The sequence below is a fragment of the Pseudomonas sp. NFACC02 genome (assembly GCF_900110765.1).
GTDB lineage: Bacteria > Pseudomonadota > Gammaproteobacteria > Pseudomonadales > Pseudomonadaceae > Aquipseudomonas.
In genome coordinates this window covers 46,088-66,767 of record NZ_FOEO01000029.1, presented here as the reverse complement: position 1 = coordinate 66,767, position 20,680 = coordinate 46,088, and the positions used below count along the sequence as shown (strand labels likewise).

General features: G+C 59.4%; 19 protein-coding genes. 4 read left to right on the top strand and 15 right to left on the bottom strand.

Annotated elements, in window-relative coordinates; all coding sequences use genetic code 11:
* Window positions 1-374: 374 nt before the first annotated feature.
* From BMY73_RS20430 to BMY73_RS20415, 4 genes are all read right to left on the bottom strand, one after another.
* A complete protein-coding gene (locus BMY73_RS20430; RefSeq protein WP_092409277.1) occupies window positions 375-806 on the bottom strand; it encodes a group I truncated hemoglobin in 432 nt (143 codons plus the stop codon).
* Complete coding sequence (locus BMY73_RS20425; RefSeq protein ID WP_256571235.1) at window positions 806-1,624, bottom strand: DUF3034 family protein; 819 nt, start codon at window positions 1,622-1,624, stop codon at window positions 806-808. The genes BMY73_RS20430 and BMY73_RS20425 overlap by 1 nt, the downstream gene beginning before the upstream one ends.
* Before the next feature lie 84 nt (window positions 1,625-1,708).
* Window positions 1,709-4,063, bottom strand: a complete 2,355-nt coding sequence (locus tag BMY73_RS20420; protein ID WP_092409273.1) for a bifunctional diguanylate cyclase/phosphodiesterase — start codon at window positions 4,061-4,063, stop codon at window positions 1,709-1,711.
* On the bottom strand, window positions 4,060-4,731 hold the full coding sequence (locus BMY73_RS20415) for a methylamine utilization protein (RefSeq protein ID WP_092409271.1): 672 nt from the start codon (window positions 4,729-4,731) through the stop codon (window positions 4,060-4,062). The genes BMY73_RS20420 and BMY73_RS20415 overlap by 4 nt, the downstream gene beginning before the upstream one ends.
* 268 nt (window positions 4,732-4,999) lie before the next feature.
* On the opposite strand from BMY73_RS20415, the gene lon reads away from it, so the two are divergent.
* From lon to cmoB, 4 genes are all read left to right on the top strand, one after another.
* Complete coding sequence (lon, locus tag BMY73_RS20410) at window positions 5,000-7,414, top strand: endopeptidase La (protein WP_092409269.1); 2,415 nt, start codon at window positions 5,000-5,002, stop codon at window positions 7,412-7,414.
* 273 nt (window positions 7,415-7,687) lie between these two features.
* On the top strand, window positions 7,688-8,080 hold the full coding sequence (locus BMY73_RS20405; RefSeq protein WP_062388181.1) for a protease inhibitor I42 family protein: 393 nt from the start codon (window positions 7,688-7,690) through the stop codon (window positions 8,078-8,080).
* Between the two features lie 56 nt (window positions 8,081-8,136).
* Complete coding sequence (gene cmoA / locus BMY73_RS20400) at window positions 8,137-8,916, top strand: carboxy-S-adenosyl-L-methionine synthase CmoA (protein ID WP_175500221.1); 780 nt, start codon at window positions 8,137-8,139, stop codon at window positions 8,914-8,916.
* Window positions 8,913-9,872, top strand: a complete 960-nt coding sequence (gene cmoB, locus BMY73_RS20395) for a tRNA 5-methoxyuridine(34)/uridine 5-oxyacetic acid(34) synthase CmoB (RefSeq protein ID WP_092409267.1) — start codon at window positions 8,913-8,915, stop codon at window positions 9,870-9,872. The genes cmoA and cmoB overlap by 4 nt, the downstream gene beginning before the upstream one ends.
* 170 nt (window positions 9,873-10,042) lie before the next feature.
* On the opposite strand, the gene pdxJ is transcribed toward cmoB, so the two are convergent.
* The 11 genes from pdxJ to rpoE form a co-directional block, all read right to left on the bottom strand.
* Window positions 10,043-10,789, bottom strand: a complete 747-nt coding sequence (pdxJ, locus tag BMY73_RS20390) for a pyridoxine 5'-phosphate synthase (RefSeq protein ID WP_062388187.1) — start codon at window positions 10,787-10,789, stop codon at window positions 10,043-10,045.
* Between the two features lie 45 nt (window positions 10,790-10,834).
* Window positions 10,835-11,524 (bottom strand): DNA repair protein RecO, encoded by a 690-nt coding sequence (recO, locus tag BMY73_RS20385; protein ID WP_062388190.1) that lies wholly within the window; start codon window positions 11,522-11,524, stop codon window positions 10,835-10,837.
* Between the two features lie 159 nt (window positions 11,525-11,683).
* The gene (era, locus tag BMY73_RS20380; protein WP_062388193.1) at window positions 11,684-12,586 is read right to left on the bottom strand and encodes a GTPase Era; all 903 of its coding nucleotides are present in this window, start codon (window positions 12,584-12,586) and stop codon (window positions 11,684-11,686) included.
* Window positions 12,579-13,268 (bottom strand): ribonuclease III, encoded by a 690-nt coding sequence (gene rnc / locus BMY73_RS20375; protein WP_062388196.1) that lies wholly within the window; start codon window positions 13,266-13,268, stop codon window positions 12,579-12,581. The genes era and rnc overlap by 8 nt, the downstream gene beginning before the upstream one ends.
* Complete coding sequence (locus BMY73_RS20370) at window positions 13,265-13,642, bottom strand: DUF4845 domain-containing protein (RefSeq protein WP_062388201.1); 378 nt, start codon at window positions 13,640-13,642, stop codon at window positions 13,265-13,267. Before BMY73_RS20370 ends, rnc begins: the two co-directional genes overlap by 4 nt.
* 103 nt (window positions 13,643-13,745) lie before the next feature.
* Window positions 13,746-14,600: a signal peptidase I gene (gene lepB / locus BMY73_RS20365; protein WP_062388204.1), complete on the bottom strand. Its 855-nt coding sequence runs from the start codon at window positions 14,598-14,600 to the stop codon at window positions 13,746-13,748.
* Window positions 14,601-14,609: 9 nt separating this feature from the next.
* Entirely contained in the window at window positions 14,610-16,406 is a 1,797-nt protein-coding gene (lepA, locus tag BMY73_RS20360) for a translation elongation factor 4 (RefSeq protein WP_062388208.1), read from the bottom strand.
* A 169-nt stretch (window positions 16,407-16,575) separates the two neighbouring features.
* Window positions 16,576-17,979 (bottom strand): DegQ family serine endoprotease, encoded by a 1,404-nt coding sequence (locus BMY73_RS20355; RefSeq protein WP_370588179.1) that lies wholly within the window; start codon window positions 17,977-17,979, stop codon window positions 16,576-16,578.
* A gap of 349 nt (window positions 17,980-18,328) precedes the next feature.
* Window positions 18,329-19,291 (bottom strand): MucB/RseB C-terminal domain-containing protein, encoded by a 963-nt coding sequence (locus BMY73_RS20350; protein ID WP_092409265.1) that lies wholly within the window; start codon window positions 19,289-19,291, stop codon window positions 18,329-18,331.
* Window positions 19,292-19,299: 8 nt separating this feature from the next.
* Window positions 19,300-19,890, bottom strand: a complete 591-nt coding sequence (locus tag BMY73_RS20345) for an anti sigma-E factor RseA C-terminal domain-containing protein (RefSeq protein WP_062388221.1) — start codon at window positions 19,888-19,890, stop codon at window positions 19,300-19,302.
* Between the two features lie 33 nt (window positions 19,891-19,923).
* Complete coding sequence (rpoE, locus tag BMY73_RS20340) at window positions 19,924-20,505, bottom strand: RNA polymerase sigma factor RpoE/AlgU (protein ID WP_037014368.1); 582 nt, start codon at window positions 20,503-20,505, stop codon at window positions 19,924-19,926.
* Window positions 20,506-20,680 lie beyond the last annotated feature (175 nt).

The window sequence follows — 20,680 nt, the reverse complement described above, 5'->3', positions numbered from 1 at the left end:
CGCGCTGTTCATATGCGCGACAGTCCAGACACCACAAATCGCGACTTGGGTGCAGGCCAAACGCAGATGACGCGCAGTGGGTCGAGCGGCATGGATGCCGCGAGAGCGCCGTCAGGGCATGGATGCCCGTTCGGCGCGGGCCCACGGAGCGTCGTCGGAGTGCGGGAACCCGAGGAACGAGGGCCAAGCCAGGAGCCGGGCACTTTTGGTTACTTTTGGTGCCTTTTCAAAAGTGACCCGCCGGAGGGGCGGAAAGGTGAATCGGCGCCACCCGAGAAAATGGATCTGCCCACAATCCCAACGCCATACCCATACCCATACCCATACCCCTGCCTTGTTTCTGCCCGGAGGGCGGAGCGACGCCTGCCACGCGGTTATTTCTCGATGACTTTCCCACGTTGCGGCGCCAATCTTGCGATCAACCGGTTCTGGGTCGTCACCGGAATATGCTGGTCGTCCATCGCGTCGATGAGGTTTTCCACCAGCGCGTTGAAGTCGCTACGACTCAAGTTCATGCCCTTGTGCGCCTCCTCCAGCGTATCGCCGGTGTACGTACAAGGACCGCCGGCCTCAACGCAGAGCTTCTCCACCAGCTTGTCGCGCACCCGCACAATGTCGACCTTGGCAAAGTACTTGTAAATACGGTCATCCCTGGCGATGTGCAACAACATGCCTTCGACGATTTTCTGAATACCCGCACGCTCGCCCAGAGCGTGATACAGGCTGTCATCCTTCGGCGGCTGCTGCGCACACCCCATCAACAACGCCAGGCTCAACAGTCCGACCCATCGCAACGGTCGCAGCATCAGAAACTCCCCTGAACCGACAGGTACGTGCCGTTCTGATTATCCAGCGTCGCGATTTCCCCGAGGCGTGCGTAAGCCAACACCACCGAGACATGCTTGTTGGGGAACCAGCCGACGAACAGGTCAGCCCAATCACTTTCACCGGCAAACGAGAGGTTGTCCGGCTTTTCCCGGTACTCCACGCCGACTGCCCAGCGCGGGTTAACGAGCAACGCCACCGAGCCTTCCTTCAAAAGGCTGCGGGTGTCACGGCGATCACCGCCAAAACCCAAGAGCCCCGTTTCGTTGGCCCGGCTGTAGCGCACCCCGCCGTTGACCACCACGTTGTAGCCAAACGCAGCGCCCATGAACAAACGGCTGGCCGTGAGATAACCCTCCACGTCCGCATCGCGCCGAGCGCCCACGAGGCTCGGGATCAGGAAATCGTTCTGATGTTTGTATTCCAGTCCCACGGAGACTTGCGGGAGCTGGTCGTAAATCAGATCGCCAAAGAGGCGCACCTTCACCCCAAAAATATCCTGCGAGAGATTGTCCTCAGGCAGGCTTAGCGTGTGGACCAGTGAGCCCAGGTCGAAGCGCTGATGCGCGTAAGAGACTTCCACCCGGTTGCCGTAGGAAGCCGCCATGCCCGCGACATCCAGCGTGTAATCCGGCAGGTTGATGTGGGTCGCGAACACGTTCGCGCCCCACTCGCCTTGCTCGCCATAACCGGCCAGAACCGCCCACGGGATGATCCCGCCCCCGGCGCCACCCTCAATGCTGCTCGCGCCACCGGTCGCGATCAGCCGGCCCTGGTCGGCGTCAACGAAAGACACCATTGCGCCCGCGCCGCCGCCCACCACACTTGCCAACACCACGGGGCTGAAAACAGCCGAGAAACGACGCGCCATAAACGTGACCAATCAATGAACCAGCAGGCTGGGTGAGGCATGAGACTTGGCGATCCATGCCTCGAACGCCACCGCGGTCAGCGGTCGGCTGATTAAATAACCCTGCGCGGTATCGCAATGCCAATGTTCCAGCAGGCGCAGGCTATGTGCATATTCGACGCCTTCAGCCACGACCTTGAGACCGAGGTTGTGGCTCATCTCGATGGTAGAGCGAACGATCACCGCGTCTTCGCTGGTTTCATCCAGATTGCGCACGAACGATTGATCGATCTTCAGCTCCTGCACCGGCAGCCGCTTCAAATGAGCCAGGGAGGAATACCCCGTGCCGAAGTCGTCGATCGACAGGCTGATGCCACACTCCCGCAGCCGGTCAAGTACGTTCAGCGCATGCTCGGGCTCGCGCATCACCGCGCTTTCAGTGATTTCGAATACCAGTTGTTCGGCCGGGACGCGGTACCGCTTGAGCAGATCCGACACGCGGTCAACGAGGTCTTCGCTGAGAAGGTCGTCTGCGGAAATGTTGACCGACAGTTGAATGTGCAAGCCACGACGTGCCCAATCAGCCATTTGTCGCATCGACTCCTCGATGACCCAACGGGTGAGCACCTGGATGCTCCCGGTGCGCTCGGCGAGCACGATGAATTCGGCGGGCGAGACATTCCCGAACTGTGGATGCTGCCAACGCAACAGGGCTTCAGCCTGACGCACACGGCCGTTACGAATGTCGAGTTTAGGCTGGTAGTGCAGCATGAGCTCGCCGTTGCGCGCGGCATGGCGCAGGTCACGAATCAGGCTGATCTGACGCTGATGCGCCAAGTCTCGACCGTCTTCATAGACCTGCAGACGCCCCGGCAATTGCGCCGCGTCTTGACGCGCAATGGCGGCGCGCTGGAGGAGCTCGGAAGGTGAATCGCCGTTGGCCGGGTACACCGCGATACCGATGCTGGCATCCAGTGCAAGATCATGGTCCCCCATGCGCTGAGGTTTGAGCAGCAAGCGTTGCAATCGGTCAGCCACGGCCACTGCGCTGTCGGTTTCGGCGTTGTGGATCAACAACAGGAATTCGTTCCCCGACAAACGCGCCACGGTGTCACCGGGTCGCATGGGCAACCGCAGTTGCTCGCCGATCACCTGCAGCAATTGATCGACGCCCTCGGGGCCAATGCTGTCATTGATGGCTCGAACGTTGTCGATACTCAGGTACAACAGGGCCACTGGCCGTTGTGCCGTGACCGCACTGCCCAGACGCTCCATCGCCAGTGCACGATTGGGAAGCCCCGTGAGGCCGTCGTGTAGCGCATTGTGCGCCAATTGCTGTTCGCGCTCGGCAATCCCGGCCTGCATCGAATTGATCGCATCGGCCAGCAAACCCAGTTCATCACTGCGCTTGAGTTTTACCGGCGTCCCGTAATCGCCCTCGCCGATACGCGCCGCAGCCATCGCCAGCGCGCGCACCGGCAGCGAGACGCTGCGTGCCAGTAACAACGTGCCTATCAATGAGCCCGCCAGCGCTGCCAGGGTGATCCAGAACAGTTTTTCATCCAGCGGTGCGAACGCCTGCATTGCTTGATCGAGCGGACTCTGCAGCAACGCGACGACCTGATCGCCCGCGCTGTCGCCGGTGTTGCCCAGGCTCAGTCGCTTGCTCAGAAAGCTCTGGTCACCGTGTTCGGTCATCTGCATCTGATCGTTGCCGGGACTGAGCATCACCCCGCGCAAGCTGTCATACAGCGGCTGCGGTTGGGTACTGATGATCTGCCCCGGCAATCGGTGCACCACCGAAAGGAAGGACACCTGCAATCCACTGAGCGTACGCAGCTCCTGTGCCAGGTCGTCGTCCATGCTGAACCCCATGACCACCTGAGCGATCGGCAACGGTGCAAGCACCGTGCTCTCGACCAGCAAGTGCGGCTTGCCCTGCAACGGCACGATCAGCATCGACTGATTGTGGGCCTTCAGCTCATGCAGCGCCTGGGTATAAGGGAACGGCGAACCTTCAGGGATCCGGTCCACGGTGCTCGACAGCACCCTGCCGTCCATGCCAAGCAGAAACATGTCGTCGGCGTTGATGCGCGCGCCGTGGTTGAGCAGCACCGAACGAATCGTCGCCGAGTCCGCGGACGCCACCGCATCGCGAAAACCGAAATCGCTCGAGAGCAGTTGCACCGCATCGCGCAGGCGCTTGCCGCGCATTTCCAGCAAACCTTCGAAAACGCGGGTACCGACTTCCAGTTGAACCTGAGCCTGCTTGCGCACCGCATCCTGCGTCGCAGCCCTGACGGCCACGAACACGGCACCGACCACGATCAACAGCAGCAGAATCAGCACGCCGGCAATGCGTGCCTGGAAACTGATCCGTAGCTTCATTCCTGAGCGGCTTTATGAAAGGCATCGCCAAACGCACTGGGCGGCGGCGATGCGGGCATGTCGTCATCCTTGGGTTGCACGGCGATACTGAAGCGTCGGTGCAGGCCCGCGGCCGGAATGTCAATTTCACCGCCCGGCACCGGTTGCCCGTTGAACGCTTGTGGATGCCACAAGGTCGCCACGTAGCGGCCTGCTGGCATGTTGTCCAGGGTCAGCGTGCCTTTATCGTTGCTGACGCCAAACCAGGGATCGTCGGTGACATAGATGTAGCCCAGCATCCAGTCGTGGATATTGCAGCCCAACACCACCACCCCGGGCCTGTCGAACAGCACAGGGTCCGACGGCGTGCCGCCATACAGCCGCAATTCAAAACGCTTGGCGGGAGAAAAGGAGTACACCTGATGGCGGATGTTGTCGCTGTTCGGGAATCTGATCTGTGTACCGGTCCTTACGGCCAGCACATGCGGCGCGAAGCGCTGGTCGCGCTGATCCATATCCGCCATGGGCGCAAGATCAGGCTGGCCGGCCGTCCCCTTAAGCGTCAGTACCGCGTCTTTCAGCGGCTTGCCCTGCGCATCGACCATCTCGGCGGTCAACGTCGCGGCGCGGGCAACGGTGCTGAACAGGACGGCTGCGGCCATCAGCAACGGGGGGATCACATGGGGCATACAGAGGGTCCAGAGCGGCATGGTCGGAAAGATAAAGCGCCGGCCCTGGCAATGCGTTGCAGTGTACCGGCGAGATTAACCGCCCCTTGGCGGGAGATCACGCATTAAAAGAAGGCATAGCGCCATCATTCATTTATCGCCGACGAAAGGCACAAAGTCACCCTCATTTTTTTAATCGACGTCCATATTCAAACCTATCGACCGCGGCTATTGAAACCTGAGCGCGACTGCCCCATCTAAGCCTCATCTCCATTTATGCAGGTGCCCCATGAGCGACCAGCAATCAGACGCCTCCCCTTCGCAACACGACGATCATGAACACGAAGTGATCGGTTCGGACAGAAAAAGCCTCGCGCTGCCCGGCCAGAACCTGCCAGACCAGGTCTATATCATCCCGATCCACAACCGCCCTTTCTTCCCGGCGCAAGTGCTGCCGGTCATCGTCAATGAAGAACCCTGGGCCGAAACCCTTGAGCTGGTGAGTAAATCCGATCACCACTCCCTGGCGCTGTTCTTCATGGACACACCGCCCGAGGACCCACGCCATTTCGACACCAAGGCGTTGCCCGAATACGGCACGCTGGTGAAGGTGCATCACGCCAGTCGCGAGAACGGCAAGCTGCAATTCGTCGCACAGGGCCTGAGCCGCGTGCGCATCAAGACCTGGCTCAAGCACCATCGCCCGCCGTTCCTCGTGGAAGTCGAATACCCGCACCAGCCGAACGAGCCGACCGACGAGGTCAAGGCGTACGGCATGGCCCTGATCAACGCGATCAAGGAATTGCTGCCACTCAACCCGCTGTACAGCGAGGAACTGAAGAACTACCTCAATCGCTTCAGTCCCAATGACCCGTCGCCCCTGACGGACTTTGCCGCAGCCTTGACCTCCGCCACCGGCGTGGAGCTGCAGGAAGTGCTCGATTGCGTGCCCGTGCTCAAACGCATGGAAAAGGTCCTGCCGATGCTGCGCAAGGAAGTCGAGGTCGCGCGCCTGCAGAAAGAGATTTCCGCCGAGGTTAACCGCAAGATCGGCGAGCATCAGCGCGAGTTCTTCCTCAAGGAGCAACTCAAGGTCATTCAGCAAGAGCTGGGCCTGACCAAAGACGATCGCAGCGCCGACATTGAGCAGTTCGAACAGCGCCTGGAAGGCAAGGTCTTGCCCGCGCAGGTGCGCAAGCGCCTCGATGAGGAAATGAACAAGCTGTCGATTCTGGAAACCGGTTCGCCGGAATATGCCGTTACCCGTAACTATCTGGACTGGGCAACTTCGGTGCCGTGGGGGGTATACGGCGCAGACAAACTCGACCTCAAGCACGCGCGCAAAGTGCTCGATAAACACCACGCTGGCCTCGACGACATCAAGGACCGCATTCTCGAATTCCTCGCGGTGGGTGCGTACAAAGGAGAAATCAGCGGTTCGATCGTGCTGCTGGTGGGTCCGCCGGGCGTGGGCAAGACCAGCGTCGGCAAATCCATCGCTGAATCCCTGGGCCGGCCGTTCTACCGTTTCAGCGTCGGCGGCATGCGTGACGAGGCTGAAATCAAGGGCCACCGTCGAACCTACATCGGCGCGCAGCCGGGCAAACTCGTCCAGGCGCTGAAAGACGTCGAGGTCATGAACCCGGTCATCATGCTCGACGAAATCGACAAAATGGGCCAAAGCTACCAGGGCGACCCGGCGTCGGCGCTGCTGGAAACCCTGGATCCGGAGCAGAACGTCGAGTTTCTCGATCACTACCTGGACCTGCGGATGGACCTGTCGAAAGTCCTGTTCGTCTGCACCGCCAACACCCTCGACTCCATCCCTGGCCCGCTGCTGGACCGGATGGAAGTCATTCGCCTGTCGGGTTACATCACCGAAGAAAAAGTCGCCATCGCCAAGCGTCACCTGTGGCCGAAGCTGCTGGAAAAAGCCGGCGTTTCCAAGGGCAGCCTGAGCATCAGTGACAGCGCGTTCAAAGCCTTGATCGACGGGTACGCCCGTGAAGCCGGGGTGCGTCAGTTGGAGAAGCAACTGGGCAAACTGGTGCGAAAAGCGGTCATGAAGCTGATCGACGAACCGAAAGCCGTCATCAAACTCGGCCCCAAAGACCTGGAAGCCTCGTTGGGCCATCCCGTCTTCCGTAACGAACAAGTGCTGTCCGGGACGGGCGTGATCACCGGGCTTGCCTGGACCAGCATGGGCGGCGCGACCCTGCCGATCGAAGCGACGCGGATTCACACCCATAACCGCGGCTTCAAACTCACCGGGCAACTGGGCGATGTCATGAAGGAGTCCGCCGAAATCGCCTACAGCTATGTCAGCTCCAATCTGGCGAAGTTTGGCGGCGACAAAGGCTTCTTCGACGAAGCGTTCGTACATTTACATGTCCCGGAAGGCGCTACACCGAAGGACGGCCCAAGTGCCGGCGTGACGATGGCCAGCGCACTGCTCTCGCTGGCGCGCAATCAGGCGCCGAAGAAAGGCGTGGCCATGACCGGCGAACTGACGCTCACAGGCCACGTGCTGCCCATCGGTGGCGTGCGCGAGAAGGTCATTGCCGCACGTCGACAGAAGATTTTCGAGCTGATCCTTCCGGAGCCGAACCGGGGTAACTTCGAGGAACTGCCGGACTATTTGAAAGAAGGCATCACCGTGCACTTTGCCAAACGCTTCTCGGACGTGGCGAAGATTTTGTTCTAAAGCCTATGCCGAAGCCTGATGCAGCCCTCGGGCTGCCTCTGCCGAAAGGCGTAGGAGCGCGGCTTGTCCCGCGACCTGCTGCGAAGCAGCAGCAAATCCTGACACTGCGGTGTGCCTGAACCCACTCCAGTGTCAGGATTTACGACGACTGCGTCGCCGATCGCGGGACAAGCCACGCTCCCACGCCCTCCGGGCAGAATCAAAATCCAGATCGCTCAAAAACTCATCCTGTTCGGTTATGCTCCCCACACGTTGCCTACGACCGGAGCCTCCATGACCCCTGCCCGCCTGCTCGTTCCGCTGAGCCTTGCCCTGCTGGCCGCCTGCGCCCAGCAACCGAAACAGATCGTGTCCCTCGACGACCAGAAAGACTGCCCGATCACCCTCAAGACCGGCCAGACCCTGATGTTGATGCTCCCCAGCAATCCCACCACCGGGCACCGCTGGTTGATGCAGAACCCCGCGCCGTCAATCCTCAACGCCATGGGCCCCGAGGTGTTCAACACCCCGGAAGAGGTGGGCATGGTCGGCACCGAAGGCCAGTCCGTCTGGCGTTACAAAGCTGCCAACCCTGGCACGGGTCACCTGATGATGGTCTATCAACAGCCGTGGGCGCCGGAGGTCCGCCCGGAGCGCACGTTCGACTGCGCGATCACGGTGAACTGAGGGCTGTCACCCGAACGATGAGATGAGGTTTCGGCCTGACGCCACAATTGGCTAAAATGCCGCACTTTTCGCCTCTTCCCCTCGGAACCGCCGTGAGCCTAGAACCCGACCGCATTTTCGCCCAGCCGCTGGCCCAGGTGCCTGACTTCGCTTTTAACGAGGACGTGGTGCGTGTGTTCCCGGACATGATCAAGCGCTCGGTCCCGGGCTATCCGACCATTGTCGAGAACCTCGGCGTGCTCGCGGCACAGTTCGCGCAGTCCCATAGCGTGCTGTACGACCTCGGGAGCTCGCTGGGTGCCGTGACCCAGGCCTTGCGTCGCCATGTACGCACCGAAGACTGTCGGGTGATCGCCATCGACAACTCGGCGGCGATGGTCGAGCGCTGCCGCGAGTACCTGAATGCGCAAGACTCGATGTTCCAGGAATTGCTGCCAGTAGACGTCATCGAGGGCGACATTCTCGCCCTGCAATTCCAGCCTGCGTCGGTCGTTGCACTGAACTTCACGCTGCAATTCATTGCTCCCGATCAACGCCTGGCGTTGCTCGCTCGTATTCGCCAGTCGCTGCTGCCCGGCGGCGCGCTGATTCTCTCCGAGAAACTGCGCTTCGACGACACCGAGGAACACGCCCTGCTCACCGACCTGCACGTCGCCTTCAAGCGCGCCAATGGTTACAGCGAACTGGAGATCGCCCAGAAACGCAGTGCCATCGAAAACGTGATGAAACCCGACAGCCTCGAACAACACCGCGAACGCCTGCTGTCGGCGGGCTTCTCCAAAGTCGTGCCTTGGTTCCAGTGCCTTAACTTCGCCTCTCTGATTGCCCTGCCATGATTGATTTAACCCCCCTGGTCCGCCGTATGGCGGGCACACCGCTGTACACCTGGGCCCAAGGCCTGCAAGCGCAACTCGATGCGAAGATGGAAAAGGGTCACGGCGACCTGGAGCGCTGGCAAGGGGCGTTGAATGCGCTGCCAACACTGCTGCCCAGCCGCGTCGAACTCAAGGATGACTTTATCCTCGATGCCGACTGCGACGACGCCACCCGCGAGCAGACCCGCGCCGCTCTCATGGGACTGTCGCCCTGGCGCAAGGGGCCGTTCGATGTATTTGGCGTTCATGTCGACACCGAATGGCGGTCTGACTGGAAATGGGCGAGGGTTTCACCGCACCTGGACCTCGTCGGCAAGCGAGTGCTCGATGTCGGCTGCGGTAATGGCTATTACCAATGGCGCATGCTCGGCGCCGGCGCGGACAGTGTGATTGGCGTCGATCCGAACTGGTTGTTCTTCTGCCAGTTCCAGGCGATGCAACGCTACTTGCCGGATTTGCCGGCGTGGCATCTGCCGTTCACGCTGGAAGACCTGCCCGCGCGGCTCGAAGGTTTCGACACGGTGTTTTCCATGGGCGTGTTGTATCACCGCAAGTCCCCCATCGATCATTTGCTGGCGCTGAAAGACTGCCTGGTCAAAGGTGGCGAACTGGTGCTGGAGACCATGGTGGTCGAAGGCGATGAGCATCAAGTCCTGGTGCCTGAAGACCGTTATTCACAGATGCGCAACGTGTGGTTCCTGCCATCAGTGCCGGCACTGGAGCGATGGCTGCGCCGTGCCGGTTTCGTCGATGTGCGCTGCGTTGACGTAAGCACCACGACCGTCGAGGAGCAGCGCGGCACGGAATGGATGCGCTATCAGTCGCTGAGCGACTTCCTCGATCCGGACGACCACAGCAAGACAGTGGAAGGCCTTCCAGCACCACGGCGTGCGGTGATTGTGGGGCGTAAGGCCTGAAGCTGCAGATGATCGTTCCCACGCTCCGCGTGGGCATGCGGCTCAGGACGCTCTGCGTCCCCCGGCGTGACGCGGAGCGTCCATCAAGGCATTCCCACGCGGAGCGTTGGAACGATCACTAATCGCGAAAAAATTCGCTCCCACAGGTTTAACTTGGTGCGGCCGTCAGATCACGCCTTCGCAGCAGCCGCCAGAATCAACGCCTTCATCTCCGACACCGCCGACTTGAAGCCCACGAACAAGGCATGCGCCACCAGCGCGTGACCGATGTTGAGTTCGTTGATGCCCTTGATCGCGGCCACAGCTTCGACGTTGTGGTAATGCAGACCGTGGCCTGCGTTGACGACCAACCCTTGCGCCAGACCGAACGCCACACCGTCGGCCACTCGCTTCAGCTCTTCAGCAACATCGGTCGGGGTTTCGGCATCGGCATAACGGCCGGTGTGCAATTCAATGGCAGGCGCTCCAATGCGCGCCGAGGCTTCTATCTGACGCTCGTCCGCGTCGATAAACAGCGATACTTCGCTGCCCATCGCAGACAGACGCTCCACCGCGGCCTTGATCCGGGCTTCCTGACCCGCGACATCAAGGCCACCCTCGGTGGTCAGTTCCTGCCGGGTTTCCGGGACCAGGCAGATATGTGCCGGACGGATACGCTCGGCAAACGCCATCATTTCCTCGGTCACACCCATTTCGAAGTTCATGCGTGTCTGCAGCACATCCTTGAGCAGCAGCACGTCGCGCTCCTGGATGTGACGGCGGTCTTCGCGCAGGTGTACCGTGATGCCATCGGCGCCCGCCTCTTCGGCGTCTAGCGCAGCCTTTACCGGGTCGGGGTAACGGGTGCCACGGGCCTGACGCAGCGTCGCCACGTGGTCGATGTTCACGCCGAGCAGAATGCGAGTGCTGTGGGTCACTGAGTTCTCCTGAAAACTTGATCGGCCAGGCGCACAACGTCCTGGCTAGGGCTTACGAAACAATTCACGGCTCACCAGCGGGCGACCGCCCAGATGCACGGCCAACGCCTGACGCATCAGACGCTTGGCGGCAGCAAGTGCCCCCGGCGCGCTCCAGTCCGCTTCAGACATCGCCAGCAACTCGGCGCCTTGAAACAAGCCGGGCTGCAACAGATACACCCGCTCGAGCCCGGCGTCTACTTGCAAGCGATACATGCCGTCGCTGGCCAACGGGTCACCGTTGATATCCGCATCGAGGGCAAAACCGTAACCCAGGTCGTCCAGCAGGCGCCACTCGAACGAACGCAACAAGGGCTCCAGCGCACGGCCGCCCGCCAGCGCTACCAGCGTGGCCGCGTAGTGATCGAACACACCCGGATGCGGATCTTCAGCGGGCAGCAGGCGGATCAACAATTCGTTGAGATACAGACCGCTGAACAACGCCTCACCTTCCAGCCAGGCGGCGATACCCGAGCTTTCCATGCGCCCGACGTTTTTCAGCTCCCCACGGCCCCGGAATTCGACCTCCAGCGGCACGAAAGGCCGCGCCAGCGAGCCCGCTTTCCCTCGCGCACTGCGCAACACGGCCCGCAAACGGCCTTGAGGCGTAAGGAAATCAACCAGCGCGCTGTTTTCGCGATAGGCACGGCTGTGCAACACGTAAGCGAGCTGGCTGGGGGGCGGGGTTTGCGACATTGCTATCTCAATGAAAGAACGCGGGCTAACACGGAATCTAAAACCACTGTGGGAGCGGGCTTGCTCGCGAAAGCGGTGTATCAGTCAACATCAATGCTGAAAGCTACATCTCATTCGCGAGCACGCTCGCTCCCACAGTGAATCGGTTTACAGCCAGACTTAGAGGTCGCCGTACCCCAGAGAACGCAAAGCACGCTCATCGTCGGACCAGCCGCCTTTGACCTTGACCCACAGGTTGAGCATCACCTTGGAGTCGAACAGCACTTCCATGTCGCGGCGCGCATCGGAACCGATGCGCTTGATGCGCTCGCCCTTGTCGCCGATGATGATTTTCTTCTGGCCGTCCCGCTCGACAAGAATCAGCGCATGAATGTGCAGGGTCTTGCCCTGCTGCTTGAATTCTTCGATTTCGACGGTGATCTGGTACGGAAGCTCGGCGCCCAGTTGACGCATGATCTTCTCGCGAACCAGTTCAGCCGCGAGGAAACGGCTGCTGCGGTCAGTGATCTGGTCTTCCGGGAAGAAGTGATCGTTTTCGGGCAGATGCTCGGCAATCACCTTTTCCAGCGCTTCCAGGTTATGGCCCTGCTGCGCCGAAATCGGAATGATCTGCGCATTCGGCAGTTGCTCCTGCAGCCAGGACAGGTGCGGCATCAACTCAGCCTTGTCCTCGATGCGGTCGGTTTTGTTCAGTGCGACGATCAGCGGGCCGGTCACGTACTGCACGCGCTCCAGCACCATCTGGTCTTCATCCGTCCACTTGGTGCGATCCACCACGAAGATCACGACGTCAACGTCTTTCAACGCAGCCGACGCGGTCTTGTTCATGTAGCGGTTGAGCGCCTTGTCACTGCCCTTGTGCATGCCGGGGGTGTCGACGTAGATCGCCTGAACCTGACCTTCGGTCTTGATGCCCAGCATGTTATGGCGCGTGGTCTGCGGCTTGCGCGACGTGATCGCAAGTTTCTGGCCGAGAATGTGGTTCAACAGCGTCGACTTGCCCACGTTTGGCCGGCCGACGATGGCGACATAGCCACAGCGTGTTGCAGTTGAATCAGTCATTGCCGTTCTCCACACCCAGGGCGATGAGGGCTGCGGCCGCGGCTACCTGTTCGGCAATGCGACGGCTGACACCCTGTCCCCGGCTCTTTTCGTTCAATAAGGTGATCTCGCATTCGACGAAAAACGTTCGACAATGCGGTTCGCCCTGAATGTCCACCACTTCGTAGCGAGGCAACTCACAAGCGCGGGACTGAAGGAATTCCTGCAGTCGGGTTTTGGGGTCTTTGTTGGTGTCGACCAGCGTCAGACTGTCAAACTCGCTGGCCAGCCAGGCGAGCACGCGCTCACGCGCCATTTCCATGCCGGAATCCAGATAGATCGCGCCAATCAGCGCTTCCAGCGCATCCGCCAGAATCGACTCACGACGGAAGCCACCACTTTTGAGCTCCCCGGAGCCCAGTCGCAGATACTCACCCAGGTCGAAACCACGGGCCAGCAGTGCCAGGGTTTCCCCCTTTACCAGGCGTGCGCGCAGACGCGACAGTTGACCTTCACGGGCCTGGGGAAAACGCTCGAACAGCGCCTCGCCGGCCACGAAGTTGAGGATGGCATCACCGAGGAACTCCAGGCGTTCGTTGTTGCGCCCGGCGAAACTGCGGTGGGTCAAGGCCAGAACCATCAGTTCCTGATCCTTGAAGGTATAGCCGAGCTGACGCTCCAGGCGACTCAATGACACGCTCACGGTTTACCCACGCTGAATTCGTGGTCGAACTTGACCACCAGATCGATGTTCTGGATCAGTGGCTCACGTTTCTCGTATTTCAAATGGGCGAGGAACCTGTTGTTCTCCGTCGTCACACTTAACGCCTTGTTCAAATCCAAATCCCGAATGTTATTGACCTGCATGCCTTTGGCGACGTAGTCGTAGAAATCACTGGCAGTGTTGATTTCTGCGGTTTTGTCCGTTCCGGCGGCTTCGATGATTTTCTTCATCGACATGTAATCGAGGTAATGCGGCACCACTTTGGCTGCAGTACTTGCGGCAAATGCAAGGACAGCCAGCAACACCAGCCACCCAATGAACGACAAGCCTTTTTGCGAACCGGCAGATGTCATGTGTGCCCTCAAGAATAGTCCTTCCCCGCTGCCTGCAGGGTCAGCCTTGCAGCATAGCCCGCCGAAACGACATACGGCGCTGTGTCAGACAGCGCCGCATCGGTTACTTGATCAACCCGACTCGCGAGAAGTTCGGGAAGTGACTGAGCTTCGGCTCAGGCCAGCTCATCCATACGGCGAAGGCCTTGCCGACGATATTCTTGTCGGGAACCATGCCCAGCTCATCTTTGGGAATATTGGGGTCATCCCAGTAACGGCTGTCGTTGGAGTTGTCGCGGTTGTCACCCATCATGAAGTAATGACCGGCCGGAACCGTCCATTCGTGATCAGGTGGCGCGCGGTAACGGCTCATTTCCAAACGAATCTGATGCTGGACTTCACCCAGCTTCTCTTCATAGAGTTCAGCGCTGCCCAACGTACCGGGCTCCGAACCTATCAGTTGCTTGGCCACCAGTTGTCCATTGACGAACAGTTGCTTGTCATTGGTATAGCGAATGACGTCGCCCGGCAGACCTACAACGCGCTTGATGTAGTTGACGCTCGGATCGCTCGGATAGCGGAAGACCATCACGTCGCCCCGCGCCGGATCGCTGACCGGGATGACCTTCAGGTCAATCACCGGCAAGCGGATACCGTAGGAGAATTTGTTGACCAGGATGAAATCGCCGACATCCAGCGTCGGCTTCATCGAGCCCGAAGGAATCTGGAACGGCTCAACCAGAAACGAGCGAAGCACCAATACGATGAACAATACGGGAAAGAACGATTTGCCGTATTCAACCAGCAAGGGTTCCTTGTTCAGCTGTTCGACGACAGCGACATCCGGCTGGCTCACGCTGCCTTGATAATTCGCTATCGCAGTCCGCCGACGCGGCGCCAGTATGATCAGATCGAACAAGGCCAGCAGACCGCAGACAAACACGGCGATGACCAACAACAGCGGGAAATTTAGTGACATAGGGCCTGACTATTCCAACCTGAGCACTGCAAGGAAAGCTTCTTGTGGAATTTCCACGTTGCCGACCTGCTTCATGCGTTTCTTACCGGCCTTCTGCTTTTCAAGCAGCTTGCGCTTACGGCTCACGTCGCCACCGTAACATTTGGCCAGTACGTTCTTTCTGAGCGCCTTGACGGTTGTCCGCGCGATAATCTGGCCGCCGATGGCAGCCTGGATTGCCACGTCGAACATCTGACGAGGAATCAGTTCTTTCATCTTTTCAGTCAACGCCCGGCCTTTGTAGGCCGCGTTGTCACGGTGCACGATCAGCGCCAGGGCATCGACCTTGTCGCCATTGATCAGCACATCCAGCTTCACCAGGTTCGCCGACTGGTAACGATCAAAATGATAGTCCAGCGACGCATACCCGCGACTGGTCGACTTCAGGCGATCGAAGAAATCCAGGACCACTTCGTTCATCGGCAGATCGTAGGTCACTTGAACCTGGGTACCGAGGAACAGCATGTCGTGCTGAATACCCCGCTTTTCGATACACAGCGTAATGACGTTACCCAGGTGCTCCTGAGGCACAAGAATATTCGCCCGTACGATAGGCTCACGCATGTCCTCGATGCTGGAGAGGTCTGGCAGCTTCGACGGGTTATCGACGTAAATGGTTTCACCGGTCTTGAGCAGCAGCTCGAAGATTACGGTCGGCGCCGTGGTGATCAGGTCCAGGTCGTACTCGCGCTCCAGGCGCTCCTGAATGATCTCCATGTGCAGCATGCCGAGGAAGCCGCAACGGAAGCCGAAGCCCAGGGCATCAGAGCTTTCCGGCGTGTACTGCAGCGACGAGTCGTTGAGGGTGAGTTTCTGCAGCGCTTCGCGGAAGTCTTCGAAGTCGTCGGAACTGACCGGGAACAGACCGGCGTAGACCTGCGGCTGGATACGTTTGAAGCCGGGCAGCATTTCGACGTCTGGCGTGGAGCTCAGGGTCAGGGTGTCACCGACCGGCGCACCATGGATGTCCTTGATACCCGCAATGATGAAGCCCACTTCGCCCGCTTTCAGATCGACGGTCGCCGTGTGCTTGGGGTTGAACACGCCGACGCTGTCGACCAGGTGAATCTTGCCGGTCGACTTGACGAGAATCTTGTCGCCCTTCTTGACGCGGCCGTGACGCACGCGAACCAGGGAAACAACGCCCAGGTAGTTATCGAACCAGGAGTCGATGATCAAGGCTTGCAGCGGGTCTTCGATGTTGCCGGTCGGCGCGGGAATGGTATGCACCAGCCGTTCCAGCACTTCATCCACACCCATGCCACTTTTGGCGCTGCACGCCACGGCATCGGTGGCGTCGATACCGATGATCTTCTCGATCTCTTCCTTGACGCGGTCGGGATCGGCCTGCGGCAAGTCCATTTTGTTCAGGACTGGCATGACTTCCAGGCCCTGTTCGATGGCGGTGTAGCAGTTGGCAACGGACTGTGCCTCCACGCCCTGACCGGCATCGACCACCAGCAGCGCGCCTTCACAGGCGGCCAGCGAGCGACTGACTTCATAGGTGAAGTCGACATGGCCCGGGGTATCAATGAAGTTCAACTGGTAGGTGATGCCGTCCTTCGCCTTGTAATACAGGGTAACGCTGTGGGCCTTGATCGTGATCCCGCGTTCACGCTCCAGGTCCATGGAATCAAGCACCTGAGCTTCCATTTCGCGCTCGGACAGGCCGCCGCACATCTGAATGAAACGGTCAGCCAGCGTCGACTTGCCATGGTCAATGTGGGCGATGATGGAGAAATTGCGGATATGACTCAAATCACTCACGGATCAACACTCGAAAAAGGTTGCAGGCAGACTGCCCGCCGAAAAATAGCCGGGAATTGTACCTGAAGGAAGGCTTGGGCGTCACGTTCACACGCACCGTCAGCAGCCACAAGACCATCGGGCACAAAAAAGGAGCGGACATGCCGCTCCTTTTTTCCGTTATGGCTGATTATTCCGCCAGTTTGAACGTGATGAATGTCGCACGACCCTGCCGCAGGACGCGCATGGAGACCGACCGGTTCTTCGGCAGGCCCTTGGCCACCTCAGTGAACTGCTTCGCCGAAGTAATGGCCTGGTTGTTCAGATGAGTGATCACGTCACCGGTCTGCAGACCGATCAGCGAAGCCGGACCGTCCTGCACGTCCTTGATGACCACGCCACCTTTGAGGTCCAGTGACTTCATCTGCTCAGCGGTCAGGTCGGCCACCGAAACGCCCAGACGATTGCTGCTGCGCTCGACACCGGCGTCTGCGCCAGCACCCATTTCCTCGCCTTCGGCAGGCAACGCACCCACGGTGACGGTGAGTTTCTGGCGCTTGCCGTCACGAATCACTTCCAGCTCGGCCTTGCTGCCGTCCTTCAGGTTGCCGATCAAGTGCGGTAAGTCTGCGGACATGACGATTGGCGTGCCGTTGGCGCTGAGAATCACGTCACCGACCTGCAAACCGCCTTTGGCAGCCGGACCGTTATCCAGAACCTGCGCCACCAGCGCACCGGCCGGCTTGTCCAGGCCGAACGACTCGGCCAGATCCTTGTTCACTTCCTGGATCACGACACCCAGCCAGCCGCGATTAACCTTGCCGTTGGCCTTGAGCTGATTGGCAACGTCCATGGCTACATCGATGGGAATCGCGAACGACAGGCCCATGAAACCACCGGAACGGGTGAAGATCTGCGAGTTGATGCCCACGACTTCACCGGCCATGTTGAACAGCGGACCACCGGAGTTGCCCGGGTTGATCGCCACGTCCGTCTGGATGAACGGCACATAGGTGTCGTTCGGCAGGCTGCGGCCTTTGGCGCTCACGATACCTTTGGTCACCGAATGGTCAAAACCGAACGGAGAACCGATCGCCAGGACCCACTCGCCGACTTTCAGCTTATCGGAGTTGCCCAGCTTGACGGTCGGGAGATCCTTGCCATCAATCTTCAGAACGGCCACGTCGGTACGCGGGTCAGTGCCGATCAGCTTGGCTTTCATTTCACTGCGATCAGACAGGCGCACGAGGATCTCGTCCGCACCGTCGATGACGTGGTTGTTGGTCAGGATGTAACCATCAGCAGAGATGATGAACCCCGAACCCAGCGACTGCGCTTCGCGCTGGCGGTCACCTTTGCCCGATCCAGGTGGACGCGATCCTGGCGGCATGCTGCGCTCCAGAAATTCGCGCAACATCGGTGGCAGACCTTCCAGATCAGGTGCCTGCCCTTGAGCCACCGCACGATCCGGTAGCTTCTGGCGAGTACTGATGTTCACAACGGCCGGCGAAGCCTGCTCCACCAGAGAGGTGAAATCCGGCAAGGCTTCGGCCTGCGCAGTAAGGACCTGACCGAGCATCAGCACCGCGGCCATCCAGGACAAATAGGTTTTCAAGCGTGGTATCGACATACGGCTCCCGTTCACAACGAGCATGGTTAAGCGGTACGAACCGACAGGTTCGAGGAGCATCTGCACCTCGCAAGTCTTGCTCAGTGCGTGGCTCTCAGCCAGTTTTACTCTCAATCAGCTTTCTGAAAGCTGAAACAACAAAAGGCCAGAGCCGCTAAGCTGTGACCTATAGAAAAAAAAGATTCTGATTGCAACCTGCAAAGCTGACCAAACATTTCAGCCTCTCGTCCTGCCCCCCGGAAATACGGGGCCATTGGCATGAAACGTCCAATATGAAACCTTTTTCATAGTGGACGTTTACGGTTTTGTCAGGTTACTTCCTGGTGGTCGGCGCAGCAGCATCGTTGCGCATGGACAGCGCGATCCGCTCGGCAGTCCCGATCGGGATTTCACCCACGACCGTCACCATCGCGTCACCCTTAGGGGTCGTCAAACGACGGGAAACTGCAACGGTAGGACCCAACTGAGTCCGGATGTCAGTCACGGCGGCGCCGCTGACAGGCTCGATGAACACCGAAAAGCGGGCCAGACCGTCGTCATACATGAGACTGGTCACCAACGCCTTGGAATCGGGGTCCTTGCGAGCCGCTGCGCTGCTGAGTTCGAACCCTGGCGGCAGCCAGTCCGAATGCCATGCCACTTGCTGCTTCTGAGCATCAGCCTTGGTCTTCACGACCTCGACCGGCTTGCAATCGGCGCTCGGCTGCAGCATCTGATCAGTCGGCGGATGGGTATCAAGTTCGGTGAACTGGAAACGTTCAAGGAGCTGACCTTTGTCGCTGAGCAGCAACGACTTCAGCGGCAGACCGGTTTCACTGTCCAGATGCAATTCGATACCGTATCGGTGCTGATCACGCGGCGTCAGGGTGACAACCACCGCTGGCCGACCAGCCACCCTGGAATTACCCCCTACCTTCATGTCGTACCACGCCGACAACTTCGCCGCGTCAAACGCATGAGCCGGGGAATCGGGAATATTCGAGACGCCCGCCACCAGGGTACCGCTGACGCATTGGGTGACCCCATCGACGCGCAGTACTTCCTGGGCGGATCCATCAAGCTGAAGGAGATGCTCACGAACCTTGCCGTCTACAACCCGATGCCAGATTCGATGAGTGGAAAAACTTCCATTGCGTTCGTAAACGAAAGTGCCTTGGAAACTTTGCTGCTGCTCTGCCTGCGCAAGACGCTTGAGCTGATCTTGCGCGTCATCGGCATGAACTGGAAGGACCAGCCATCCACCAAGCAGAAGCGGCACTAGAGGGATGGCGCGCATGATCCTCCTTAACGGTTTTCCAGGCTGGCGGCACGTGCGTATGGCAGAGCGCTTTCAGTGCCTTTCAACGCAGCTTGCTGAGCGTGTTGACGCAGGTACCCCGGCAGACGCTGATCGTGCCAGCCAGCCTGGTTCTGCATGACACCGCTGGCCATCGGGCCTGGAGCCTGCTCGCTTTCGGTGTAACCGGCCAGAACCGCCGGCCCTTTGACCTGAGGCATGGCGACGTTCGAAGGCTGCGGCGATTGCTGAGCGAGTTGGGCGCCAGCGATCTCATCCTGGTTGTACAGACGAACGCCTGCCAGCACAGCCACGGTCACCGAAGCCGCTACCGCCAGACGACCCAGCGTGCGCCAAGGCCCACGACCGGCCTTCAAAGGGCTGATCTCATCTGCAATCGCAGCCGATACAGCCGCCGAAATGTCCAGGTGAGGCATCAACAATTCTTTATGCATTGCTGCACGAGCAATTTGATAACGCGACCATGTGGCACGTGTATCCGCATCGTCGATTGCGTTGAGCACCCGACGTAATTCCAATTCGTCCGCTTCGTTATCCATCACCGCGGACAGCGATTCCTGCAGGGCTTCACGACTCATGGCGGTTCCTCTCATATGGCTGTCGCCGCTGTCTCAGGTTTCCTGCAACAAAGGCTGCAGGGCTTTATCGATGGCTTCCCGAGCGCGAAAAATGCGAGAGCGCACGGTACCAACCGGACATTGCATAACGCTCGCAATGTCTTCGTAACTCAGACCGTCAAACTCACGCAAAGTTAGAGCTGTACGCAAATCTTCTGGCAGTAGCTGGATGGTCCGATGGACGGTGCCCTCGATCTCATCCCTTAACAATGCACGCTCCGGCGACTCGATGTCCTTGAGGCCATGATCGCCGTCGTAGAACTCCGCGTCTTCAGATCTCACATCGCTGTCCGGCGGTCGCCGACCTCGCGACACCAGATAGTTTTTCGCCGTGTTAATGGCAATGCGGTACAACCACGTATAAAACGCACTGTCGCCGCGAAAGTTTCCAAGCGCGCGGTAAGCCTTGATAAAAGCCTCTTGCGCAACATCCTGGGCTTCGTGGGTGTCGTGGACAAATCGCACGATCAACCCAAGAATTTTGTGCTGATATTTCACCACTAGCAGATCAAAGGCTCGCTTGTCGCCGCGCTGTACGCGTTCGACCAGTTGCTGATCCTCTTCCTGGGTTAGCATGAACACTCCTCATAGAGCTCAAAGGAGTGTCGCAGAGGCTGCTTCACAGGCTTGCAAACATAGACTCGGGCTTTTCGCAAAAGTTCTCCCCCCTTCAAGCAAGTTTCCGGCGAGCGTCGGTAGCCCGCACGAAAAACGCAGCTCGAACCAGGTCGGCTGCGTGAATAATCTTGTC